The sequence below is a fragment of the Nocardia paucivorans NBRC 100373 genome (assembly GCF_000308675.1).
Taxonomy (GTDB): Bacteria; Actinomycetota; Actinomycetes; order Mycobacteriales; family Mycobacteriaceae; genus Nocardia; species Nocardia paucivorans.
In genome coordinates this window covers 174,402-195,016 of the sequence record NZ_BAGE01000018.1, presented here as the reverse complement: position 1 = coordinate 195,016, position 20,615 = coordinate 174,402, and the positions used below count along the sequence as shown (strand labels likewise).

Annotated in this window: 3 protein-coding genes; all 3 read right to left on the bottom strand. The window is 68.2% G+C overall.

Annotated elements, in window-relative coordinates:
• Nucleotides 1-77 precede the first annotated feature (77 nt).
• Complete coding sequence (locus ON32_RS03335; protein WP_040788602.1) at nt 78-1,103, bottom strand: alpha/beta hydrolase; 1,026 nt, start codon at nt 1,101-1,103, stop codon at nt 78-80.
• Between the two features lie 248 nt (nt 1,104-1,351).
• Nucleotides 1,352-7,888 (bottom strand): AMP-binding protein, encoded by a 6,537-nt coding sequence (locus ON32_RS03330; protein WP_040788600.1) that lies wholly within the window; start codon nt 7,886-7,888, stop codon nt 1,352-1,354.
• Between the two features lie 184 nt (nt 7,889-8,072).
• Complete coding sequence (locus ON32_RS03325; RefSeq protein ID WP_083873953.1) at nt 8,073-20,576, bottom strand: non-ribosomal peptide synthetase; 12,504 nt, start codon at nt 20,574-20,576, stop codon at nt 8,073-8,075.
• Nucleotides 20,577-20,615 lie beyond the last annotated feature (39 nt).

The window sequence follows — 20,615 nt, the reverse complement described above, 5'->3', positions numbered from 1 at the left end:
GAGGCGGCCGTTTCACGTCCATCCGAAAACTTCCGGGCCGTAACCCCGCATCTGCGAGGCCGGCGCCGGCGCTACGACTACAACCCCAGACCGTGGGCCAGGATCGGCCACGACTCGCGGAACTCGTCGCGCCAGTAACCCCAGGAGTGGGTGCCGTTCTCGCGGAACTTGAAGGTGGCAGGAATACCCAGCTCGTCGAGCCGCCGCTGCAGATTGTGCGTGCAGTAGTTGGTGCCCGCCTCGATCACACCACCGACCAGGAGCTGGTTGGCCAGACCGGAGGCGCCGGGCAGGGTGTACGGGCCGTTGAGGGTGTCGTACCGGCCGGGCAGGCCGTTGCCGGTGGAGATGTAGAGATCCAGCCCGCGCAGCCCCTCGGCATTGACGTACGGGTCGTTCTTCACCCATTCCTCGGAGCCCTGCGGCCCCCACATGTTCATGGTGTCACCACCGCCCCAGACCTCCACGGTCAGTTTGACGAACTCCGAACCGACCGGGTCACTGGTCTGGGCGCAGCCGCTGTAGGCGGCGACGGCCTTGTAGAGACCTGGTTTGGCGATGGGCAACGCCAGCACGGTGGTGCCCGAGGTGGACAGTCCGGCGATGGCGTTCACACCGTTGGTGCCGAGCGCACCGTCGACGAGCGGGGGCAGTTCCTCGGTGAAGAAGGTCTTCCACTTGTTGCGGCCCAGCGCCGGATCGTCCTTGATCCAGTCGGTGTAGTAGCTCCAACTGCCACCGATGGGCTGGACGACATTGACGTTCTTGTCCGCGAGGAATGCCAGCGTATCGGTTTTGGCCTGCCAGGACGCGTCGTCCTCACCGCCGCCCGCGCCGTTGAGCAGATAGAGCGTGGGGCGCGGCACCGAGGCGTCGGCCGGGCGCTGCACATCGACGATGATGTCCTCGTCCATGGCCGCGGAGTACACATACAGCCGAATATTGCGATCGTCGCGGTATGTGGCCTTCACGATGCGTGACCCGTCGGGAGCGGTCGGGTCGGCGAGCAAGTGCTGGGACTCGATGATCGGGTCGGCCGCCGACGCCGTGGAAGCGCCGAGGCCGGAGACCAGTCCCATGAGTACCGCCGTTGCCGCGATCATCGCCGCGGCGCGCCTTTCGCCACGCCGGGTGAGTCGACGTATCAATTTCGCACCTTCGCTTCGTATCGAATATCCGTTCGGTCACCGCGCTCGGCACGGGATCCCGGGATTCGGTCGGGCACGGTCCACGCGCCCTCACTTTTCACGATCATGTAGTCGGCGCGACAGCGCATACCGTTACTCCGACGTTGCCCAATAATGCCCGATGCCACGAATCGGTCCCGAACGACCCGCCGGGTACCGACCGGTCACCACCCACGCCGCCGGGACTCGGCCGGGGTGCGGTGCGGCAGCTGGAGGACCATGGTCCGGTGGTCGTCGGCCGGTTGGTCGTGGGACTCACCGCCGGTGTCCGGGTCGGCTTCCGGTTGCGCCGGTCGCAATCCGTGTTCGGCGAGGCCACCCAGTGCCCAAACCCAATGCTCGGCAAAAGTTTTCACTTCTTCGGCGGCAAAGACCTCGGTTGCGTAGTCGAAGCGGGTGAGCAAACCGTTGTCGGTGACATCGACGGTCAGTGTGAGCAACAGACCGTCCGGTGGAGCATCGGTGTGCACCTCGGCCGGCCGCAGATCCCGATAGCGCAATGCGAAACGTCCCGGATCACCAGTGATCGGTTCCACATCCGCGTTCGGATTCGAGTAGCGGAGCAGGGCGTAGCCGATACCGGAGGCAGGCACCGAGCGATGCAGCTCCTTGATCTGGGTGATCGCCGCCCCGGCGGCCGGGCCGCCGATCAGCAGCTCGTCGGTGTCGATACCGTTCAGGCGTAGCGGCAGCGGGAACTCGGTGTGGAAACCGCCGACCACCGCGCCGACATCGGGGCGGGTGGCCGTTCGGCCGTCGGCCTCGAGCCGGACCACCGAGCCGAGCATCCGCGGCACGGCTTCCTGCGCGGCGGTGCGCAATGCCACGGCCACCGCCGTGAGCAACACCTCCGGCACCGTGGCCCCATAGAGCTCGGCGACACCCGCGACCGCCGCCGCGCCCTCGGTGGTGATGGTGAGCGAGACCCGACGGCGTGGCCGTAGATCCGTGGCCCCGAGCGGCAAAGTGGGTGCCGCGGTGGCCAGCAACCGACGCCACCACCGCGCCTCCTCGGCGATATGCGGCGAAAAAGCCCGATCGGCCAGATCCCGCAGCAATCCCACCACCCCGGTCTCGGTGGCGGCGGATACGGGAAGCCGGCCGGGATCCCAGGCGGCGGCGAGCCGGTCGACGATGATGCGCCAGGAATGATCGTCGACAACGAGCCCGTTGGCGACAACGACCAGCCGAGTCGCCTCGGATGTCCCGGAGGCCACGAAACGGATATTGCGGCCCACCGTCGGGTCCAGTTCGGCCGCAGCCGCACGCACCACCTCGTCGATGGGCACCGCACCTCCCCCGGGACCGGGCAGCGACCGGGAGAACGGGCTGTCATCCGTCACCTCGGGCAGAATGCGCAGCGCGCCGGTATCGGGGTCCATGTGCGCCCGCAGCATGGGGTGCTGTTCCAGAATTTCCCGGGCCGCCGTCTCGACGTGGACCAATGGGCACTCCCGGGGAATGTCCAGCGTGATGGCTCGGACCTCGATACCGGGGGTCGCGCCGCCGAGCAGCCGCAGCGCGGTGGGGGTGGCGGGCAGATCGACCGCGGTGATCCCGCCGGGTTCCGCCGACGCGTGCCGAGCGGCCGCGTGCCGCGACAGTGTCTCCTGCGCACCCGTCGAGGTATCCCGTGTCATCGCCCCACGACCGGACCGCGCTGCCTCGGTTCCGGTGATCGGCGCATAACGGGCCGTCGCCTCGTAATCGACCGGCGCATAACGGGCGGTCTTCTCGTAGTCGGCCGGAACGTAACGAGCGGCGGTCTCGTGCTCGGCCGGACGAGATTCGACCGGCGCGGGCCCGGCGGCCTCATCACCGGCACCTCCATACCGAGCGGCCGTACGACCGGCAACGTCGTGGCCGACCACCTCGTCATCGATACCCTCGCGTCCGATCGCACGCCCGGCAATGTCGTGGCCGGTCACCCCGTTACCGATACCCGCATGCCCGACAGCGTCGCTGCCGCCCACCTCGTTACCGGCGCTCTCCCGACCGGCGACATCGCTGTCGACCACCTCGTTGCCGACACTCACATGCCGGGCGGTATGGCCGGCAGTCCTGTATCCGGCCACTTCGTCACCGGCACCCGCATACCCGGCGGCATGCTCGGCAGCTTCATGGCCGGTTCCCTCACCACCAACGCCCCCGTACCGGGCTGCCGTACGACCGGCGGTCTCGTGATCGGGAACCGCGTGCCCGGAGCTTTCGAACCCGGCCGCATACCCAACGCCCTCATGATCGGGAATCGGGTGACCGATGCTCTCGTGGTCGGCCGCGTACCCGGCTGCCGTGGAACCGAGGCCGTCGTACCCGGTGGCCTCATACGCAGTGGCTGCGGGCCCGGCTGCCGCATGACCGACAGGTGCGTGGTATCCGGTCGGCTCGTATCCCGCGCCGGACTCGTATCGCGCGGCCAGTTCCGGACGGACCGAGGTCTCGAGCCGGACTTCTTCTTCCTGATGGGTGATCCGGCGGCCGATGTATTCCAGTGCACCGCCCCGCCAACGCACCACGTCGCCGGTGCGATGCAGTCGCTCCCCCACCGCATACGGATCGGCGACGAAACGGGCCGCGGTGGCACGGGCCCGATCGTGATAGCCGCGTGCCAGTTGCACACCGCCCAGGTACAGCTCGCCGACCACGCCTTCGGGGACCGGCCGCAGCCGATCGTCCAGGACCAGCGCCCGCATACCGCGAATCGGACCGCCGATGGTCAGCGGACCCCCGGGAACCAGCGGGTCTCCGGCGGTGGCCATGATCGTGGTCTCGGCCGGACCGTAACCGTTGTGCAGCGCACGTCCGGGCACCTTCGCCCAGTGGGCGGCCAGTTCGGCCGGGACCGGCTCCCCACCGGTGATGACCACACGCAGCCCGGCCACCGCCTCGGAGTCCAGGGAGGCCAGCACCGAGGGGGTGAGGTAGGCGTGTGTGATGTGCTCACCGCTGATCAGTTCGGCCAGTTCGGCACCGCCGGTGGACTCCGCGGGGGCGACCACCAGGGTGCCCGCCGCCCCCACCGCCAACAACAGCTCCAGCAGCGCGGCCTCGGATGAGGGCGATGCGAACGCCAGCGCCCGGGTTGCAGTGTCGAGCCCGTATCGATCCACCAGTTCGGCGCGCAGATTGGCCAGACCGCTGTGGGGCACCACCACGCCCTCGACCGCTCCGGGCGAACGGAACGGGTACACCACGTATCCGGCGGTGGCGGGGTGGATGGGGGCATGGCGGTCGCTATCGGTGATCGGCGCGGCGGACCGGCGCGTCACGTCCATGATCAGGGCGCGATCGTCCAGGGTGATCCACCCGCCGGGGAGGAGGGGCAGATCGGTGAGAACGACGCTCAGCGTGATACCGAGCGCGGCGCGGGAGTCGGCGAGCATATGTCCGACCCGCTCCGGCGGATAGGTCGGGTCGACCGATACCAGCATTGCTCCGGTCTTCACGACCGCCCACACGGCCAGCACCGACTCGAGGGAGCGACGCAATGCCACCGCCACCGGCACCCCCGGCCCGGCACCGCGATCGATGAGCACTCGGGCCAACTGAGTAGAGGCCGTATCGAGTTCGAAGTAGGTGAAGGAGCGGCCGCCCGCGACCACCGCGACACCATCCGGGTTCGCGGCCACCGCATCGGCCAGTAGGTCCGGCAGGACCCGCGCCGGGGCCGCCGGGCCGCCGGCGCGGTGGGTCAGTTCGGCGTATTCGGCCTCGTCGAGCAGCTCCAGATAACCGACCTCACGATCGGCGTCGCGCACCACCGCCGCCAGCAGCCGCTGGAATCGACGGCCGAACCGCTGCACGGTCGCCTCGTCGAACAGGTCGTGCGCACCGGTCAGCTCGGCCGCCAACTCCGGTTCGGCGCCGGCGGTCTCCCGCACCACCAGTCGCAGGTCGTAGGTGGTCGGCCCGAACTCGGGCGCCGAGGCCGTGAACGGCACACCCGGCAGTTCCAAACCGGTGACGGTCGGATCCTCGTAGGACAGCGCCACCTGGCACAGCGGATGCCGGCCCGCCGCCGGCTCCGGGTCCAACTCGGCCGCCAACCGCTCGAACGGGATATCGGCGCGGGCGAAGGCCCGTTGCGCGTTCTCCCGATGCGCCGCCAGCACCTCGACGAAGGTCGAACGCGGCTGTACCCGGGTACGCAGCACCACGGTATTGGCGAACGGCCCGATCACCTGCTCGAGTTCGGCGTCACCGCGCCGGGCGACCTGGGTGCCGATGACGATATCGCCGGCGCCGGAGATTCGGGCCAAAAACACCGCCAGCGCCGTGTGCAGCACCGTGAACAAGGTGACACCGTGGGCGCGCGCCAGTTCGGCCAGCCCGGCCCGGGTGGAGGCATCGATCACGAAATCGGCCGCCACCCCCGCGAACGACGGTGTCGTCGGCCGTGGGCGGTCGACCGGCAGGTTCAGCTCATGTGGCAGGTCGGCGAGTTCGGCCGCCCAATAGGCCAATTGCGCACCGGCCGGCGACTCGGGGTCGTACTCGTCGCCGAGTAGTTCTCGCTGCCGAATCGTGTATTCGATGTACTGGGGCCGCAGCGGCGGCCAGGTGGGCACGGCCCGGTTGCGGCGGGCCAGGAAGGCCTGTGCCAGATCCCGCAGGAACGGCCGGATCGATGCCCGGTCGGCGCAGATACGGTGCAGTACCACCGCCAGGGCGTGGTCGGTGGACCCGAGTTCGGCCAGGGCGAACCGGACCGGCACCTGCGCGGTGATGTCGAATTCGACGGCCGCGAGTCTGCGCAGCCAGTCGACCAACGCATCCTCGGCCACCGGTTCGGGCACCAGCTCGCACGCCACCCGATCCGGCGGCAGCACCTGCTGGTATCCGATACCGTCCACTTCCGGGTACACCGTGCGCAGCGACTCCTGCCGCTCCACCACATCACCGAGGGCCGAGCACAAGGCGGAGAGGTTCAACGTCCCCGGTAGGCGGACGACGAACGCGAGGTTTTCCCGCACCCCGTCCGGTTCGGACCGGTTCGACCACCACAGCCATTCCTGCGCCCCCGACAGCGGGGCCCGCTCCGCCCGGACCGGCACCAACTCGGACCGGTCGTCGGCCGGGATGAGTGAATCCAATCGAGCGGCCAGCTCGGTGACCACCGGCAATTCGAAGATCAACTGGGCGGACACCGTGATCCCGAGCAGTTCCCCGAGCCGCGCCGCCACCCGATTCGCGGTGTGGAAGTTACCGCCCACCTCGAAGAAATCGGTTTCGGCGGTCACCGGCTGCGCGGGAGCGAGAACCTCCGAATAGGCCATGGCCACGGCCGTGCGGGTATCGGTCGGCTCCAGGAATTCCGACTGCGGCGCGACGGGTTCGGCCGCGACGGACGAAACAGCGGGCTCGGGGGCGGGCTCGACCGCCGCGGGACGGGCGGGCTCGGCCGGGACATCCGCCGCCGGAACCGGGTCGATGTAGTCGGTGCGACCCAGATGTTCCAGTCCACCGTGGTCGGTCCAACGCACCAGGTCGCCCGTACGGTACAGCCGACCACCATCGCCGAACGGGTCCGCCACGAAACGGGAGGCGGTGTGCGCCGGTCGGCCGTAGTAGCCGCGCGCCACCTGTGGCCCGGTGATGTACAGCTCCCCCACCTCGCCGACCGGTACCCGAGCCAACCGCTCGTCGAGCACATACGCGGTCACTCCCCGGATCGGCGGACCGATCGTCACCGGTTCCTCCGGAACCAGGGGGGCGCTGATATTGGTCATGACGGTGGTTTCGGGGGCGCCGTAACCGTGGTAGAGCTCCCCCATCCCCTCGGGGATCGGCCGAACCCAGCGGCGCACCAGATCCGCCGATACCTCACCACCGGTCACCACGACCTGCAATTCGTCCAGGCCCGTCAGGTCGATCGCATCCAGGACCAGCGGCGGGAGCACGGCATGCGTCACACCTTCGCGGCGCAGCAGCGCGGTCAGTTCACCGCCGGTGGAGATGGTCGGCGCGGCCACGACCATATTCGCGGCGCCTCCGACTGCCAACAGCAGCTCCAATACCGCGGCGTCGAACGACGGCGACGCGAAATGCAATGTATTGGAATCGTCGGTCACCCGGTACCGCTCCCGCTGCTCGGCGCACAGGCCCGCCAAACCGGCCTGGGTCACCACCACACCATTCGGGTTGCCGCGCGCATCGGCGGTATAACTGAGGTAGGCCGGATGCTGAGCCCGCAACGGACGCACCCGATCGGCGTAGGTCACCGGATCGGGTGAGTAGTTGTCGAGGAGCCGCTCGGCTTCAGGGGTGTCCAGGCGCAGCCACTGCACCCGACCCGGCAGCGCGTCGGCGACGGCGACAACGGTCAGCCCGAACACCACATCGGCGTCGGCGATAACCTCGTTGATCCAGTCGACCGGATCGGCCGGGTCGAACGGGACGAAACCGGCGCCGGTCTTGGCCACCGCCCAGATGGCCACCACCGACTCCACCGATCGGGGAATACCGATCGCCACCCGGTCCTCCGGGCCGATACCTCGGGCGATGAGCGCCCGAGCCAACCGATTGGACCATGTGTCGAGCTCGGCATAGGTGAGCCGGTCCAGCGTTTCGGCGGCGTCGGCGAAGGTGAGCGCGATTCCATCGGGATTCATCTCGACCGCCGAGGAGATCAACTGCGGCAGGGTGGTGACCCGAGGTCCGCGCGGAGCCCGCGTCGGCCGGGACCGGAGCGAGCGCGTCATACCCGCATCGCTCCCCGGATCTGGTCGCCCCGCTGCTCGACTACCGAATCCATGTCCCTGCCTCGCCTAACGTCGTTACTCCGCCGGGCGCAGCGTACCCCCCCTACCGCCACGTCCGCGCTGCTTATCATCGCATCGGCCCGGGACGCGCGGGGCGTTGCCCGCCGACTCGAGCCGAGTCCACTCAGGTTCGGTCCGGCGCACCGTCCACCTCGGCGAGCCACTCGGCCAGCTTCGGACCGATTACGGCGAGCGCCTCGGGTGTGGTCATCTCCTCGTGCCGATGCGGCAGCGGATGGTCGACCACCGTCCCGTCCACGTAGCGTTCCCACGTGCCCGCCGCCATTGGGTGTTCTTCGGCGCTGAAGAAGTGCACTGTGCCACGGAACACTCCCGGCCGGTACTCGTTGATCAACCGGGTGGACCGCATCGCACTACGGTACATACACCGCAATCGCTCCAGATCGAGCGCCGCCATATCGGACGGGATCATCGACCGCAGGATCGACAGCGCCTCGTCGCCGAGATCATGGATGTCCTCACCGGCGAATTCCGTACCGGCGAATTCGTCCCCGATCGTGATACCGATCTCGGCGAGCGCATCGCGCACCGCGGACCGGAAATCGGTGTCGTCGATATCGGCGAGACTGTCCAGCATCACCAGCAACGAGACCTCTTCGCCCGCGTCCTGGAGTTCCGTGGCGATCGCGTGCGCGATGACGCCACCCAACGACCAACCGAGCAGGCGGTACGGACCGTGCGGTTGCACCGATCGGATCTCGGTGACATAGCGTCGCGCCATATCGATGAGCGCGTCGGGCAGATAGTCCTCGCTCAATGCGGGCGACTGCAGACCGTAGATCGGGTATTCGGCCGGAAGATAGCGCGCCACACCGGCATAGCTCCAGGCCATACCGAACATGGGGTGCACGCAGAACAGCGGAGCTGCCGGAGCGAGGCCCTCCGGCACCCGGGTCCGCAATGGCAGCAATACCGCCAAGGCCCTGTCGGCATCCGCGTCGTCGCGGCCGTCGAGGATGCGGGCCGCCAGTTCGGCCGGGGTGGAATCGGTGAAGAACCACTGCACCCGTACCTGTGCCCCGATGCGGGCGCGCAGCCTGTTCACCACACGGGTGGCGAGCAGGGAATTGCCACCGAGTTCGAAGAAATCGGTGTCCAAACCCACCCGCTCGACACCCAATACCTCGGCGAACACCTCGGTGATCGCGTATTCCAACGGCGTGTTCGGAGCCCGATAGGGCCGCTCGGTCGGTTCGGGCACCGGCAATGCCCGACGATCGAGTTTGCCACTGGCATTGAGCGGGAAGGCATCCAGGGCCACGATGGCGGAGGGAACCATATAGACGGGTAGGGCACCCCGCAGGTGCTCCGACAGTCGCCGCTCGTCGATACCGGCGACCGGATCGACGGGCACCACATAGGCGACCAACCGATCCCCGAGATCGCCACGCACCAGCGAGACCGCGGCGTGCCGCACCGAATCATGGTCCACCAGCACGGTTTCGATCTCGCCCAACTCGATGCGCTGGCCACGCAACTTCACCTGGAAATCGCTGCGCCCCAAGTATTCCAGAGCACCGTCACGCCATCGGACGATATCCCCGGTTCGATACAGACGGGCACCGTCGGTATGGGCGACGAACCGTTCCGCGGTGAGGGCGGGCGCGTACTGGTAGCCGCGCGCCAATTGCACACCCGCCACATACAATTCACCCGCCACGCCCGGCGGTACCGGACGCAACTGCCGATCCAGCACATACACCCGGGTATTGGCGACCGGACGCCCGATCGGCACCGCCGAACCGGTGCCACGCTGTGCGGCCGGCTGCGCCGTGACCACCGTCGCCTCGGCGGGACCGTACCAGTTGATCAACTCGACCCCCGGCAATGTGGCGGCGAAGATATCGGCCGTCTGCGCGGACAGCGCCTCACCGGCGGCGAAAACCCTTCGCAGCGAAGGATATCCGTCCGATCCGAAATCGTCGCCCGACGCCTCGTGACCGGCGGCGGCCGGGTCGAGGAATGCGTCGAGCATGGACGGTACGAAATGCACGGTGGTGACCGAGTATTCGCGGATCACCCGGGACAGATACGCCGGGTCACGGTGGCCGTCGGGTTCGGCGATCACGATGGAAGCGCCGGTCTGCAACGGCCAGAACAACTCCCAGGTGGAGATGTCGAATGTCGTCGGGGTCTTGTGCAGCACCACATCCGATCCGTCGTGTGGATAGGTGCGCTGCGCCCACCGGAATTGATTGACCATCTGGCGATGCGTGATCGCCACACCCTTCGGACGTCCTGTCGATCCCGAGGTGTAGATGACATAGGCAGTGTTGTCCGGCCGCACCGGGTCGTCCGGCCGCACCGGGTTGTCCGGCCGCACCGGGTCGTCCTCCCACACCCCGTCATCGGGCCGTCCCGATATACCCGCAACCGGGTCCACCGGCAGGTCCAGGGTGTCCACCGCCAGCACCGGGACCCCCGTCTCGGTGTGGAATCCGGTGTCGGTCGTGGTCAGCACACACAACGGTGCGGCGCCCGTCAGCACATACTCGCTGCGTTCGGCCGGGTGGTCCGGGTCGATGGGCACATACGCCCCACCGGCCCGCAGCACCGCGTACACCGTCACCACCAGCTCGACACCGCGCCGCATGGCCACCGCGACCAGGGTTTCCGCCCTCACACCCCGGCGACGCAGTTCGGCCGCCAGCGTCCGGGAACGGCGATCCAGTTCACCGTAGGTGAGTACGGTCTCGCCGTAACGCACCGCCACGGCCTCGGGGGTGCGCGCCACCTGCGCGTCGAACAGGACCGGCAGGGTTGCCTCGTCGAGCAGCTCCGGCACCGTGGTGTCGTTGTGGGCGGCCAGCTCGGCGCGTTCGGTGTCGAAGAGCACGTCGATCTCGGCGACCCGGGCCCGTGGGGTCTCGACGAACCTGGTGATGAGCATTTCCAATCGCCGCACCAGCGCCTCGGCCTGTTCATCGTCGAAGATATCGCGCAGGTACTGCAACGACACCTGCAGCCGGTCGCCGAGCACGACCATGACGGTCAGCGGGTAGTGGGTGCCGGTCACCGAGGCCACACCGTTGACGTTCATACCGCCCACCGAACCGGCGCGGGCGAGTCCTTCGGTGTCGATCGGGAAGGATTCGAACACCACCAACGAATCGAACAGATTCTCCACACCGATGGCGTGCTGGATATCGGCCAGGCCGAGCCAGTGGTGGTCCAGCAGTTCGGTCTGCTGGGTCTGCAATCGGGTCAGGACCTCGTCGAGGGTGTCACGGGCACCGAGCCGAACCCGTACCGGAAGGGTATTGACGAACAACCCCACCATCGACTCCACCCCCGGCAGCTCCGGCGGTCGGCCGGACACCGTGGCACCGAACACCACATCGTCACGATCCAGGCTGCGGCCGAGCAGCAGACCCCACGCCGCCTGCACCACCGTGTTCACGGTGACCCCGTGGCGGGCGGCCGTTCCGGCCAATGCCGCCGTGGCCTCGGGCGAGAGCGCGAAACCGGTTTCCCCGGTGCCGGCGGTGATCCTTCGGCCCGGGTCCACGGGCGCCACCAGGGTCGGTTCGGTCACCCCGTCCAGCGCGGCCCGCCACGCGGCCGGTGCCGTCCCGTTGTCATGGGCGACCAACCACGACAGGTAGGTGCGGTACGCCGGCGGCTCGGGCAGCTCCACCGCGGCCCCGTCGAGCGCATACAGCGTCAACAGGTCCCGCATGAGCAGCGGTATCGACCAACCGTCGACGAGAATGTGGTGGGTGGTGACCAGCAATCGGTAGTGGGATCCACCGTCCGCGGCAACGGTGTGCACCAGCGCGAACCGCAGCAGTGGAGCTGTTCGCATATCGAAGTGATCCGCCAGATCCTGCGCCCGCAGCCGTTCCAACTCCGCGGCCACCGCATCCGGGGAGATCGCATCCGGGGAGACATCGGACAGATCGATCCGACGCCACGGCACCTGCACCCCGTCCTGCACGATCTGCACCGGGTTACCCGCACCATCCTCGGCGAAGCAGACCCGCAGGTTCTCGTACCGGTCCAACACCCCCTGCGCGGCGGCCCGCAAGCGCTCCGGATCCACGTCCCCACCCAGATCCAGCATGTACTGGATGGTGTAGGCATCCATCGTGGTATCGGCCAACAAGGCGTGGAACAGCATGCCCTGCTGCAGCGGTGTCACCGGCCACACCTGCGACAGTTCCGGATATTCGCGCCGGAAACGCTCCATATCCGCTTCCGAGAGGTGGATCAGCGGCGTGTCGGACAACTCCTGCGCCACATCGACGGAGCGGGCGCGCCGAGCGATACCCGCCACCGTGCGTGCCTCGAACACATCGCGCGCGGAGAATGCGATCCCACGGGCCCGGGCCCGCGACACCACCTGGATCGAAACAATGCTGTCGCCGCCCAGTTCGAAGAAGTCGTCGTCCGCGCCGACCCGTTCCAGGCCCAGCACCTCGGCGTATACCTGCGCAATGGTCTCCTCCGTTTGCCCTGCGGGCGCACGGTATTCGCGCGGGGCGAATTCGGGATCGGGCAATGCCCTGCGATCGAGTTTGCCGTTGACGTTCAGCGGCAACGCATCCAACACCACGAAAGCGGACGGCACCATATAGGACGGCAGTGCCTTCTCCAGCGCCGAACGGACCCGCCCGATATCCAGGTCGGTTCCGTCCACCCGTGCATCGGCACCGGTATCCCGCGCGGACACCGGCACCAGATAGCCGACGAGACGATTGCCCGTACGCGAATCGGTATGCGCCACCACGGCGGTCTGCGCGATCTCGGGCAGGGCGAGTATCGCGGCCTCGATATCGCCGAGTTCGATACGGAACCCGCGGATCTTGACCTGGAAATCGGTGCGACCGCGGTAGTCCAGTTCCCCGTCGGCGGTCCAGGCGACCAGGTCGCCGGTGCGGTACAGCCGCTCCCCGGTACCGAACGGGTCGGCGACGAAACGTTCGGCGGTGAGATCGGGGCGGGCGAAATAGCCACGGGCCAATTGCGCACCGGCCAGATACAACTCGCCCGGCACTCCTACCGGGACCGGACGCAGTCGCGCGTCCAGAACGTAGACGCGGCTGTTCCACTCGGGTCGACCGATCGGCACCGTATTCGTATCGTTGCCGGTGACACGGTGACTGGTGATCGATACCGCGGCCTCGGTCGGACCGTACAGGTTGAACAGTTGCGCACCCGCCCCGTTCTCGGGGTCACTGCCGGGATCGACGGCGCGGAACCGCTGGGCCAGCGAACCCGGCAGTGCCTCGCCGATGGCCAATACCCGACGCAACGAGGTGGCGAGGCGCCCACCGGAGGCGGTGAGCACCGCGTCCAGCATCGACGGCACCGTATGCAGGGTGGTGACCGATTCCCGGGCGATGAGTTCGCCGAGGTACTCGGGGTCGCGGTGCCCCTCGGGGGTCGCGATCACCAATCGACCGCCGCAGACCACGGCCGACCAGAACTCCCACACCGACAGGTCGAAGGTCGCGGGGGTTTTCAACAGCACCGCGTCGTCGGGACCGAGATCGAATTCGGCCGTCTTCCACAGCAATTGGTTGACCACGGCGGCGTGCGGTACCGCAACCCCCTTGGGCCGTCCGGTGGAACCGGAGGTGAAGATCACATAGGCCGTGTGGTCGGTCCGCAGCACCGCGCCGCGTTCGGCGATACCGATGGGGGTGTCGTCGAACTGCGCGATCTCCTCGGAGTCCACCCGCAGCACGGGCGCCAGGTGGGTGTCGAAGCCGGTGGCGGCGTCGGTGAGAATGCACAGCGGTCGTGCCGTGTCGAGGATGTAACCGGTACGTTCGGCGGGCTGATCGGGGTCGATGGGGACATAGGCACCGCCCGCCCTGGTCACCGCGTACATGGCGACGACCAGGTTCACCGACCGCCGAATGGCCAATGCGACCGGCACCTCGGGTCGCACCCCCGCGGCGAGCAGTCGCCGGGCCAACCGATTGACCCGCCGGTCGAGTTCGGCGTAGTCGAGTTCGACCCGACCGCCCTCGGGCAGATCCGCGACCAGAGCCGGCGCGTAGGGGTGCGTGGCAACCGTGTGGTCGAGCAGGGACACCAGGGTGGTGCCGCGTGGCACCGTGGGGAAGGCGGTGTCGTTCCAGTCCGCGAGCACGGTACGCCGTTCGGCGGAATCGAGAATGTCGATATCGCCCACCGGGACGGAGCCATCGGCCGCGACGGCCGCGAGTATGCGGGTCAGCCGAGCGATGAACCCACCAACGGTGTCGGCGTCGAACAGATCCGTGGCATAGGTGATGAACCCACCGATACCGGTCGGCGCACCCGATTCGTCGTAGTTGTCGCCCACGATCAGGTGCAGATCGAACTGGGACACCTCCAGTTCCGCGTCTACCCCGCTCACCGACAGACCGGGCAGTTCCAGGGCGGTACGGGCCACGTTCTGGAACGACAGACCCACCTGGAACAGCGGATGGTGGGCGGTGGACCGCGGCGGGTTCAGCACCTCCACCAACCGCTCGAACGGGATATCGGCGTGCGCGAACGCCGCCAGATCGGTTTCCCGCTGACGGGCCAGCAATCGGTCGAAGGGCTCGTTGCCGTCGATCCGGGAACGGAACACCACCGTATTGACGAACATGCCGATCAGGTCGTCGAGTTCGCGTTCCCCGCGTCCGGCGACCGGGGTGCCGATGGCGATATCGTTCGCGCCGGACAACCGCGCCAACAGCACGGCGAATGCCGTGTGCACCACCATGAACAGGGTGGCGTTGTGGGCGCGTGCCACCTCCAGCAGCGCGGCATGGGTCTGCGCATCGATCACGACCGGCACCCGGCCACCCGCCATGGACGCGACGGCGGGCCGCGGCCGGTCGGTGGGCAGTTCCAGCACGTCCGGCAGATCGGCCAACTCCGCACGCCAGTAGGCGATCTGGCGGGCGGCAACCGAATCGGGGTCGCGTTCGTCGCCGAGTACGGCGCGCTGCCACAGCGCGTAGTCGGCGTATTGCACCGGCAGCGGCTCCCAGCCGGGCTCCGCTCCCGTCAACCGCGCCCCGTAGGCCACCATCACATCCCGCACCAGCGGTCCCATCGACGAGGCGTCACCGGCGATGTGGTGGACCACCACCGCCAACACGTATTCGGGAGCGGAACCGGCGGGTACATCGGTTATCTCGAGCAACCGCACCCGCACCGGCACCTGCTCGGTCACGTCGAACGACATCGCCGCCAAGGCGTACACCTCGCCGGCCACTTCGTCGGTGCGCACCCGCCGCGGCGCGGTATCGAGCCGGGCCTGTCCCACGGGCAGCACGACCTGCACCGGGCCGTCCGGTGTTTCCGGGTACACGGTGCGCAACACCTCGTGCCGCGCGAGCACATCCTCGAGCGCCGCACCCAATGCCGCGATATCGAGCTCACCCGAAAGCCGCAGCGCGAACGGCAGGTTGTAGGCGGCCGAGCCGGCGGCCGCGGCCGCGTCGTCGCCCTGATCGAACTGGTTCAAGAACCACATGCGTCGCTGGGCCAGCGACAACGGCAACTGCTCCGGACGCGGAATGCTGCCCAGCGGGATCCGCCGATCGGCGTGGGTTTCCGATTCGACGGCCGCCGCCAACGCGCCCACGGTGGGGGCCTCGAACAGTGTCCGCACCGGAATCCGCGCGCCGACGGCGGTGCCCAGTCGGGCCACGGCCCGGGTCGCGACGAGCGAATTACCGCCGAGGGCGAAGAAATCGTCGTCCACGCCGATACGGGATACGCCGAGCACTTCCGCGAAGACCTCGGCGACGATCTCCTCCACCGGGGTGGTGGGCGCCCGGAATTCCCGAGCGGTGAACGTGGGGGCGGGCAACGCCTTGCGGTCCAGTTTCCCGCTGGGGTTGAGCGGGAACGCGTCCAGCGTGACGATGGCCGCCGGAATCATGTACGGCGGAAGGGTTTTCCCGATCGCGGTGAGCAGTTCGTCCTGGTCGACGGTATGGCCGGGGGCGGGAACCACATAGGCCACCAGCTGATCGCCCAGCGAGGAGGCGGATACCAGCGCGACCGCCTGGCTCACCTCGGACTGCGCCAACAGCGCGGTCTCGATCTCCCCCAATTCGATGCGCTGACCGCGGAACTTCACCTGGAAGTCGGTGCGGCCCAGATAATCGAGCACCACGGTTCCGGTCTCACCGTCGGGTCGCCACACCACCAGGTCGCCGGTGCGGTACATCCGCTCACCCGAACCGAACGGATCGGCGACGAATCGGTCGGCGGTCAGATCCGGGCGGCGCACATAACCGCGGGCCAACTGATCTCCGGCCAGATACAGCTCACCCGGTACCCCGACCGGCACCGGACGCAACCGCGCGTCCAGGACGTACACCCGGGTGTTCCACTGCGGCAGACCGATCGGCACCGACCGCTGCTGCGACCCGGCCGGCCAGTAGGTGACCGAGACCGCGGCCTCGGTGGGGCCGTAGAGGTTGTGGATTCTCGCCTCGGACACCGCGCGCACGGCGGCGACGGTCTCCGGCGGCAGCGCCTCACCGATCACGAATACATCGCGCAGGGTGGGGATGCTGCCGGGCGCGGTATGAGCGGCGAAAACGGTCAGCATGGACGGGACGAAATCGGTGACCGTCACTCGGTGGGTGGCGATCATCTCGGCGATATAGCCGGGATCGCGATGCCCGTCGGGGGTGGCCAACACCAGTTTGGCGCCGGCCCGCAACGGCATGAAGTAGCCCCACAGCGACACGTCGAAGGTGGTCGCGGTCTTCTGCAGGTACACGTCGAGCTCGTCGAGCGGGTACTCGGCGAGCATCCATTCGATCTGGTTGTGGATGGCGGCATGCGAGACCGCCACCCCCTTGGGGCGACCGGTCGAACCGGACGTGAAGATCACATAGGCGGGATGCTCCGGCCGCAACGGACGCAACAGTTCATCGGGGCGAACGGGATCGGCGGGGATGCCGTCCGTGGCGAGGGCATCGATCGGCAGGATGGGGGTGCCCGCCGGCAGCGACTCCGCGTCGGCGGCGGTGGTGAGCACGCACACCGGTTCGGCGGTGTCGAGGATATGGGTGATGCGCTCGATCGGATGGTCCGGATCCAGCGGCACATACGCACCACCGGCCGCGATGATCGCGTACATACCGATCACCAGCTCCGGGGAACGCCGCAATGCCAAACCGACCAGCGACTCGGCGCCCACCCCACGCTCGATCAGCACCCGGGCCAACCGGTTGACGCGCTCGTCGAACTCCCGGTACGTCAGCTCGGTGCCCTCGTACACCACGGCCAGTGCGTCGGGCAGTCGGGCGGCGGTCCGGCGGTAACCGTCGAGCAGCAGTCCCGGCGCCACCGGATGGTCGGTGGCATTGCGATCCAACAGGATTCGTTCCCGCTCGGCGGGGTCGAGCAGATCGATGTCGCCGACGACCTCGGTGGGGGAGGCGATGACGGTATCCAATATCCGGATCAGCCGCTGCCCGAATTCTGCCACCGTGGCCTCGTCGAACAGATCGGTGGCGTAGGTGAACGAGGCGCTCAGTCCCGCCGGCGCGCCGTCGGCGAAGTTGCGCGGAACGATATTCAGCTGGAGATCGAATTTGGCGATGGCGGCGTCGAAGTCGAGCGGGGACGCCGACAGACCGGGCAGCTCCAACTGCGGCATATCCAGGTTCTGGAAGAACAGCGCCACCTGGAACAGCGGGTGATGTGCCTGCGAGCGCACCGGATCCAATACTTCCACCAGCCGCTCGAACGGCAGCTCCGCGTGGGCGAATGCCGCCAGGTCCGTTTCCTTCACCCGGCCCAGCAGATCGAGGAACGGTTCGGCGGGGTCGATGGGGGTGCGCAGCACGAGGGTGTTGACGAACATGCCGACCAGGTCGTCCAGTTCGCGTTCCCCGCGTCCGGCGATCGGGATACCGACGGTGACGTCGTCGGTGGCGGCCAATCGCGCCAGCAGCACCGCGAAGGCCGCGTGCACCACCATGAACTCCGAGACCCCGGTCCGATGCGCCAGCTCGGCGATACCGCGGTGCAATCGTTCGTCGATATCGAAACCGTGTATCCGTCCGGCGCCGCTCGACACCCCGGGCCGGGGCCGGTCGGCGGGCAGATCGATCCGATCCGGGAGACCCGCCAACTGCTGCCGCCAGAATTCCAGCTGTTTCGCGGCAACCGACCCCGGATCGTTCTCGTCGCCGAGCAATTCCCGCTGCCACAGTGTGTAATCGGCGTACTGCACCGGCAGCGGATCCCAGGACGGGGCCTGTCCGGCGTGCCGGGCCAGGTAGGCGGTCAGCAGATCCCGCAGGAACGGGGTGATGGAGGCGCCGTCGGCGGCGATATGGTGCACCACCATGGCGACGATGTGCTCATCGGGGCCGAGCTCGGCCAACCCGATCCGCAGCGGCACCTGATCGGCGACATCGAAACCGGTCAGCGCCAGGGCCGCCAACCATTCGGGCAACGCGCTCTCGGTGATCGGCTCGGAAACCACATCGGGCATCGCCTCGTCGGGCGCCAGGATCTTCTGATAGCCGATACCGTCCACCGCCGGGTACACGGTCCGCAGGGTCTCGTGACGGGTGATCACATCCCCGACCGCGGCCCGCAGGGCCGCCACGTCCAGTTCGCCGGACAGCCGGACCGCGAACGGAATATTGTTCACCGCCGACGCGGGGTCGAACTGATTGAGGAACCACATGCGCTGCTGGGCCAGCGACAGCGGAATCCGTTCCGGACGTTCCATTGCCGTCAGGGCCCGACGTTCGCCCGTGCCGGTGAGTTGTTCCAGTCGGGCCGCCAGACCGGCGACGGTGGGGGCCTCGAAGACGAGTCGTGCCGGGACGCGGGTGGCGACGATTTCACCGAGACGGGCGGCGGCGCGGGTGGCGATCAGGGAGTTGCCGCCGAGGGTGAAGAAGTCGTCGTCGGCGCCGACCGGGTCGGTGGGCGAGAGCAGATCGGTGAAAACCTCGGCGACCGCTTCCTGCAGCCGGCCCTGCGGCGCCCGATAGGCGGTGGTTTGCAGGGTCGGGGCAGGGAGGGCGGCGCGGTCGAGTTTGCCGACCGGGGTCAACGGGATGGTGTCGAGCACGGTGATGGTGGTGGGCACCATATGGCGGGGCAGCCGCTGTTCGGTGTGCTCGATCAGTGCCGCGGTGTCGACGGTGTGGCCGGGAGCGGGGTGGACGTAGGCGGCGAGGATGGTGGCCCCGGTGTCGAGAGTGTGGCCGATGGTGACGGCGAAATCCACGCTGTCGTGGGCGGCCAGCACCGCGTCGATCTCACCGAGTTCGATACGGAAACCACGGACCTTGACCTGGAAGTCGTTGCGTCCCACATATTCGAGAGCGCCGTCATCGGTCCAACGCACCAGGTCACCGGTGCGATACAGCCGCGACCCGTCGCCGGTGAACGGATTGGCGACGAACCGTTGGGCGGTCAGCCCGGGCCGGTCGTGATAGCCGCGGGCCAGTTGCGCGCCGGTCAGATACAGCTCCCCCACCACCCGGCTGGGCACCGGCACCAACCGTTCGTCGAGCACATACGCGGTGATCCCGCGGATGGGGGCGCCGATGGTCACCATGCGATCCGGCACCAGCGGATCGCTGATATTGGTCATGATGGTGGTCTCGGTGGGCCCGTATCCGTTGTAGAACTCCCGGGTTCCACCGGAGATCGGCTGCACTACGCGACGCACCAATTCCGGTGGGCAGGCCTCACCACCGGCGACCACCACCCGCAACTCGTCGAGCCCGGTCGGGTCCAGTGACGCCAATGCCGCCGGGGTGATGAACGCATGCGTGACCCGCTCGCGCCGCAACAGCGCGACCAGCTCGTCACCGCCGTAGACCAGCGGTGAGGCCACCACCAGGGTGCCCGCCCCACCGATCGCCAACAGCAACTCCAATACCGAGGCGTCGAACGACGGGGAGGCGAAATGCAGGGCCCGGGTCGTGGTGTCGAGCCGATACCGTTCCTTCTGTTCGGCGCAGAACCCGGCCAACCCGGCCTGGGTGACCACCACGCCCTTGGGTTTACCGGTGGACCCGGAGGTGTAGATGACATAGGCCGGATGCTCGGCCCGCAACGGCCGCACCCGGTCGGTGAACACCACCGGATCCGCCGAATACCCCTCCAGCAACCGTTCGGTGTCGGGGTCGTCGAGGGTGATCCAGCGCACCACGTCCGGTAGTCCGGCGGCCACCTCGGTCACCGTCAACCCCACCACCGCGTGGGAGTCGGTCACCATGTGCTCGACCCGCTCCAGCGGATAGTTCGGGTCCACCGGAACGAACCCCGCCCCGGTCTTGGCCACCGCCCAGACCGCCACCACCGACGACACCGAGCGCGGCACCCCCACCGCCACCAGATCCTCCGGGCCGATGCCCCGGTCGATCAGCAGCCGGGCCAACCGGTTCGACCGCGCATCCAACTGCGCATACGTCAATGCGCCCGACGAATCCACCGCGTCGGCGAACACCACCGCCGTCCCGTCGGGATTGGCTTCCACCGCCGTGGCCATCAATTGCGGCAGCGTCGTCACCCGCGGGCGACGCACCCGGGCGGGACGAGTGGGTCGGGATCGGGGCGAGCGCACCGCCTCCGTGCCGCTCTCCCGGTTCTGATCGCACGACTGCCCGACCCGCGAATCCATCTACCTGCCTCGTCCTACCAGTCTCACTCGTCGCGACAT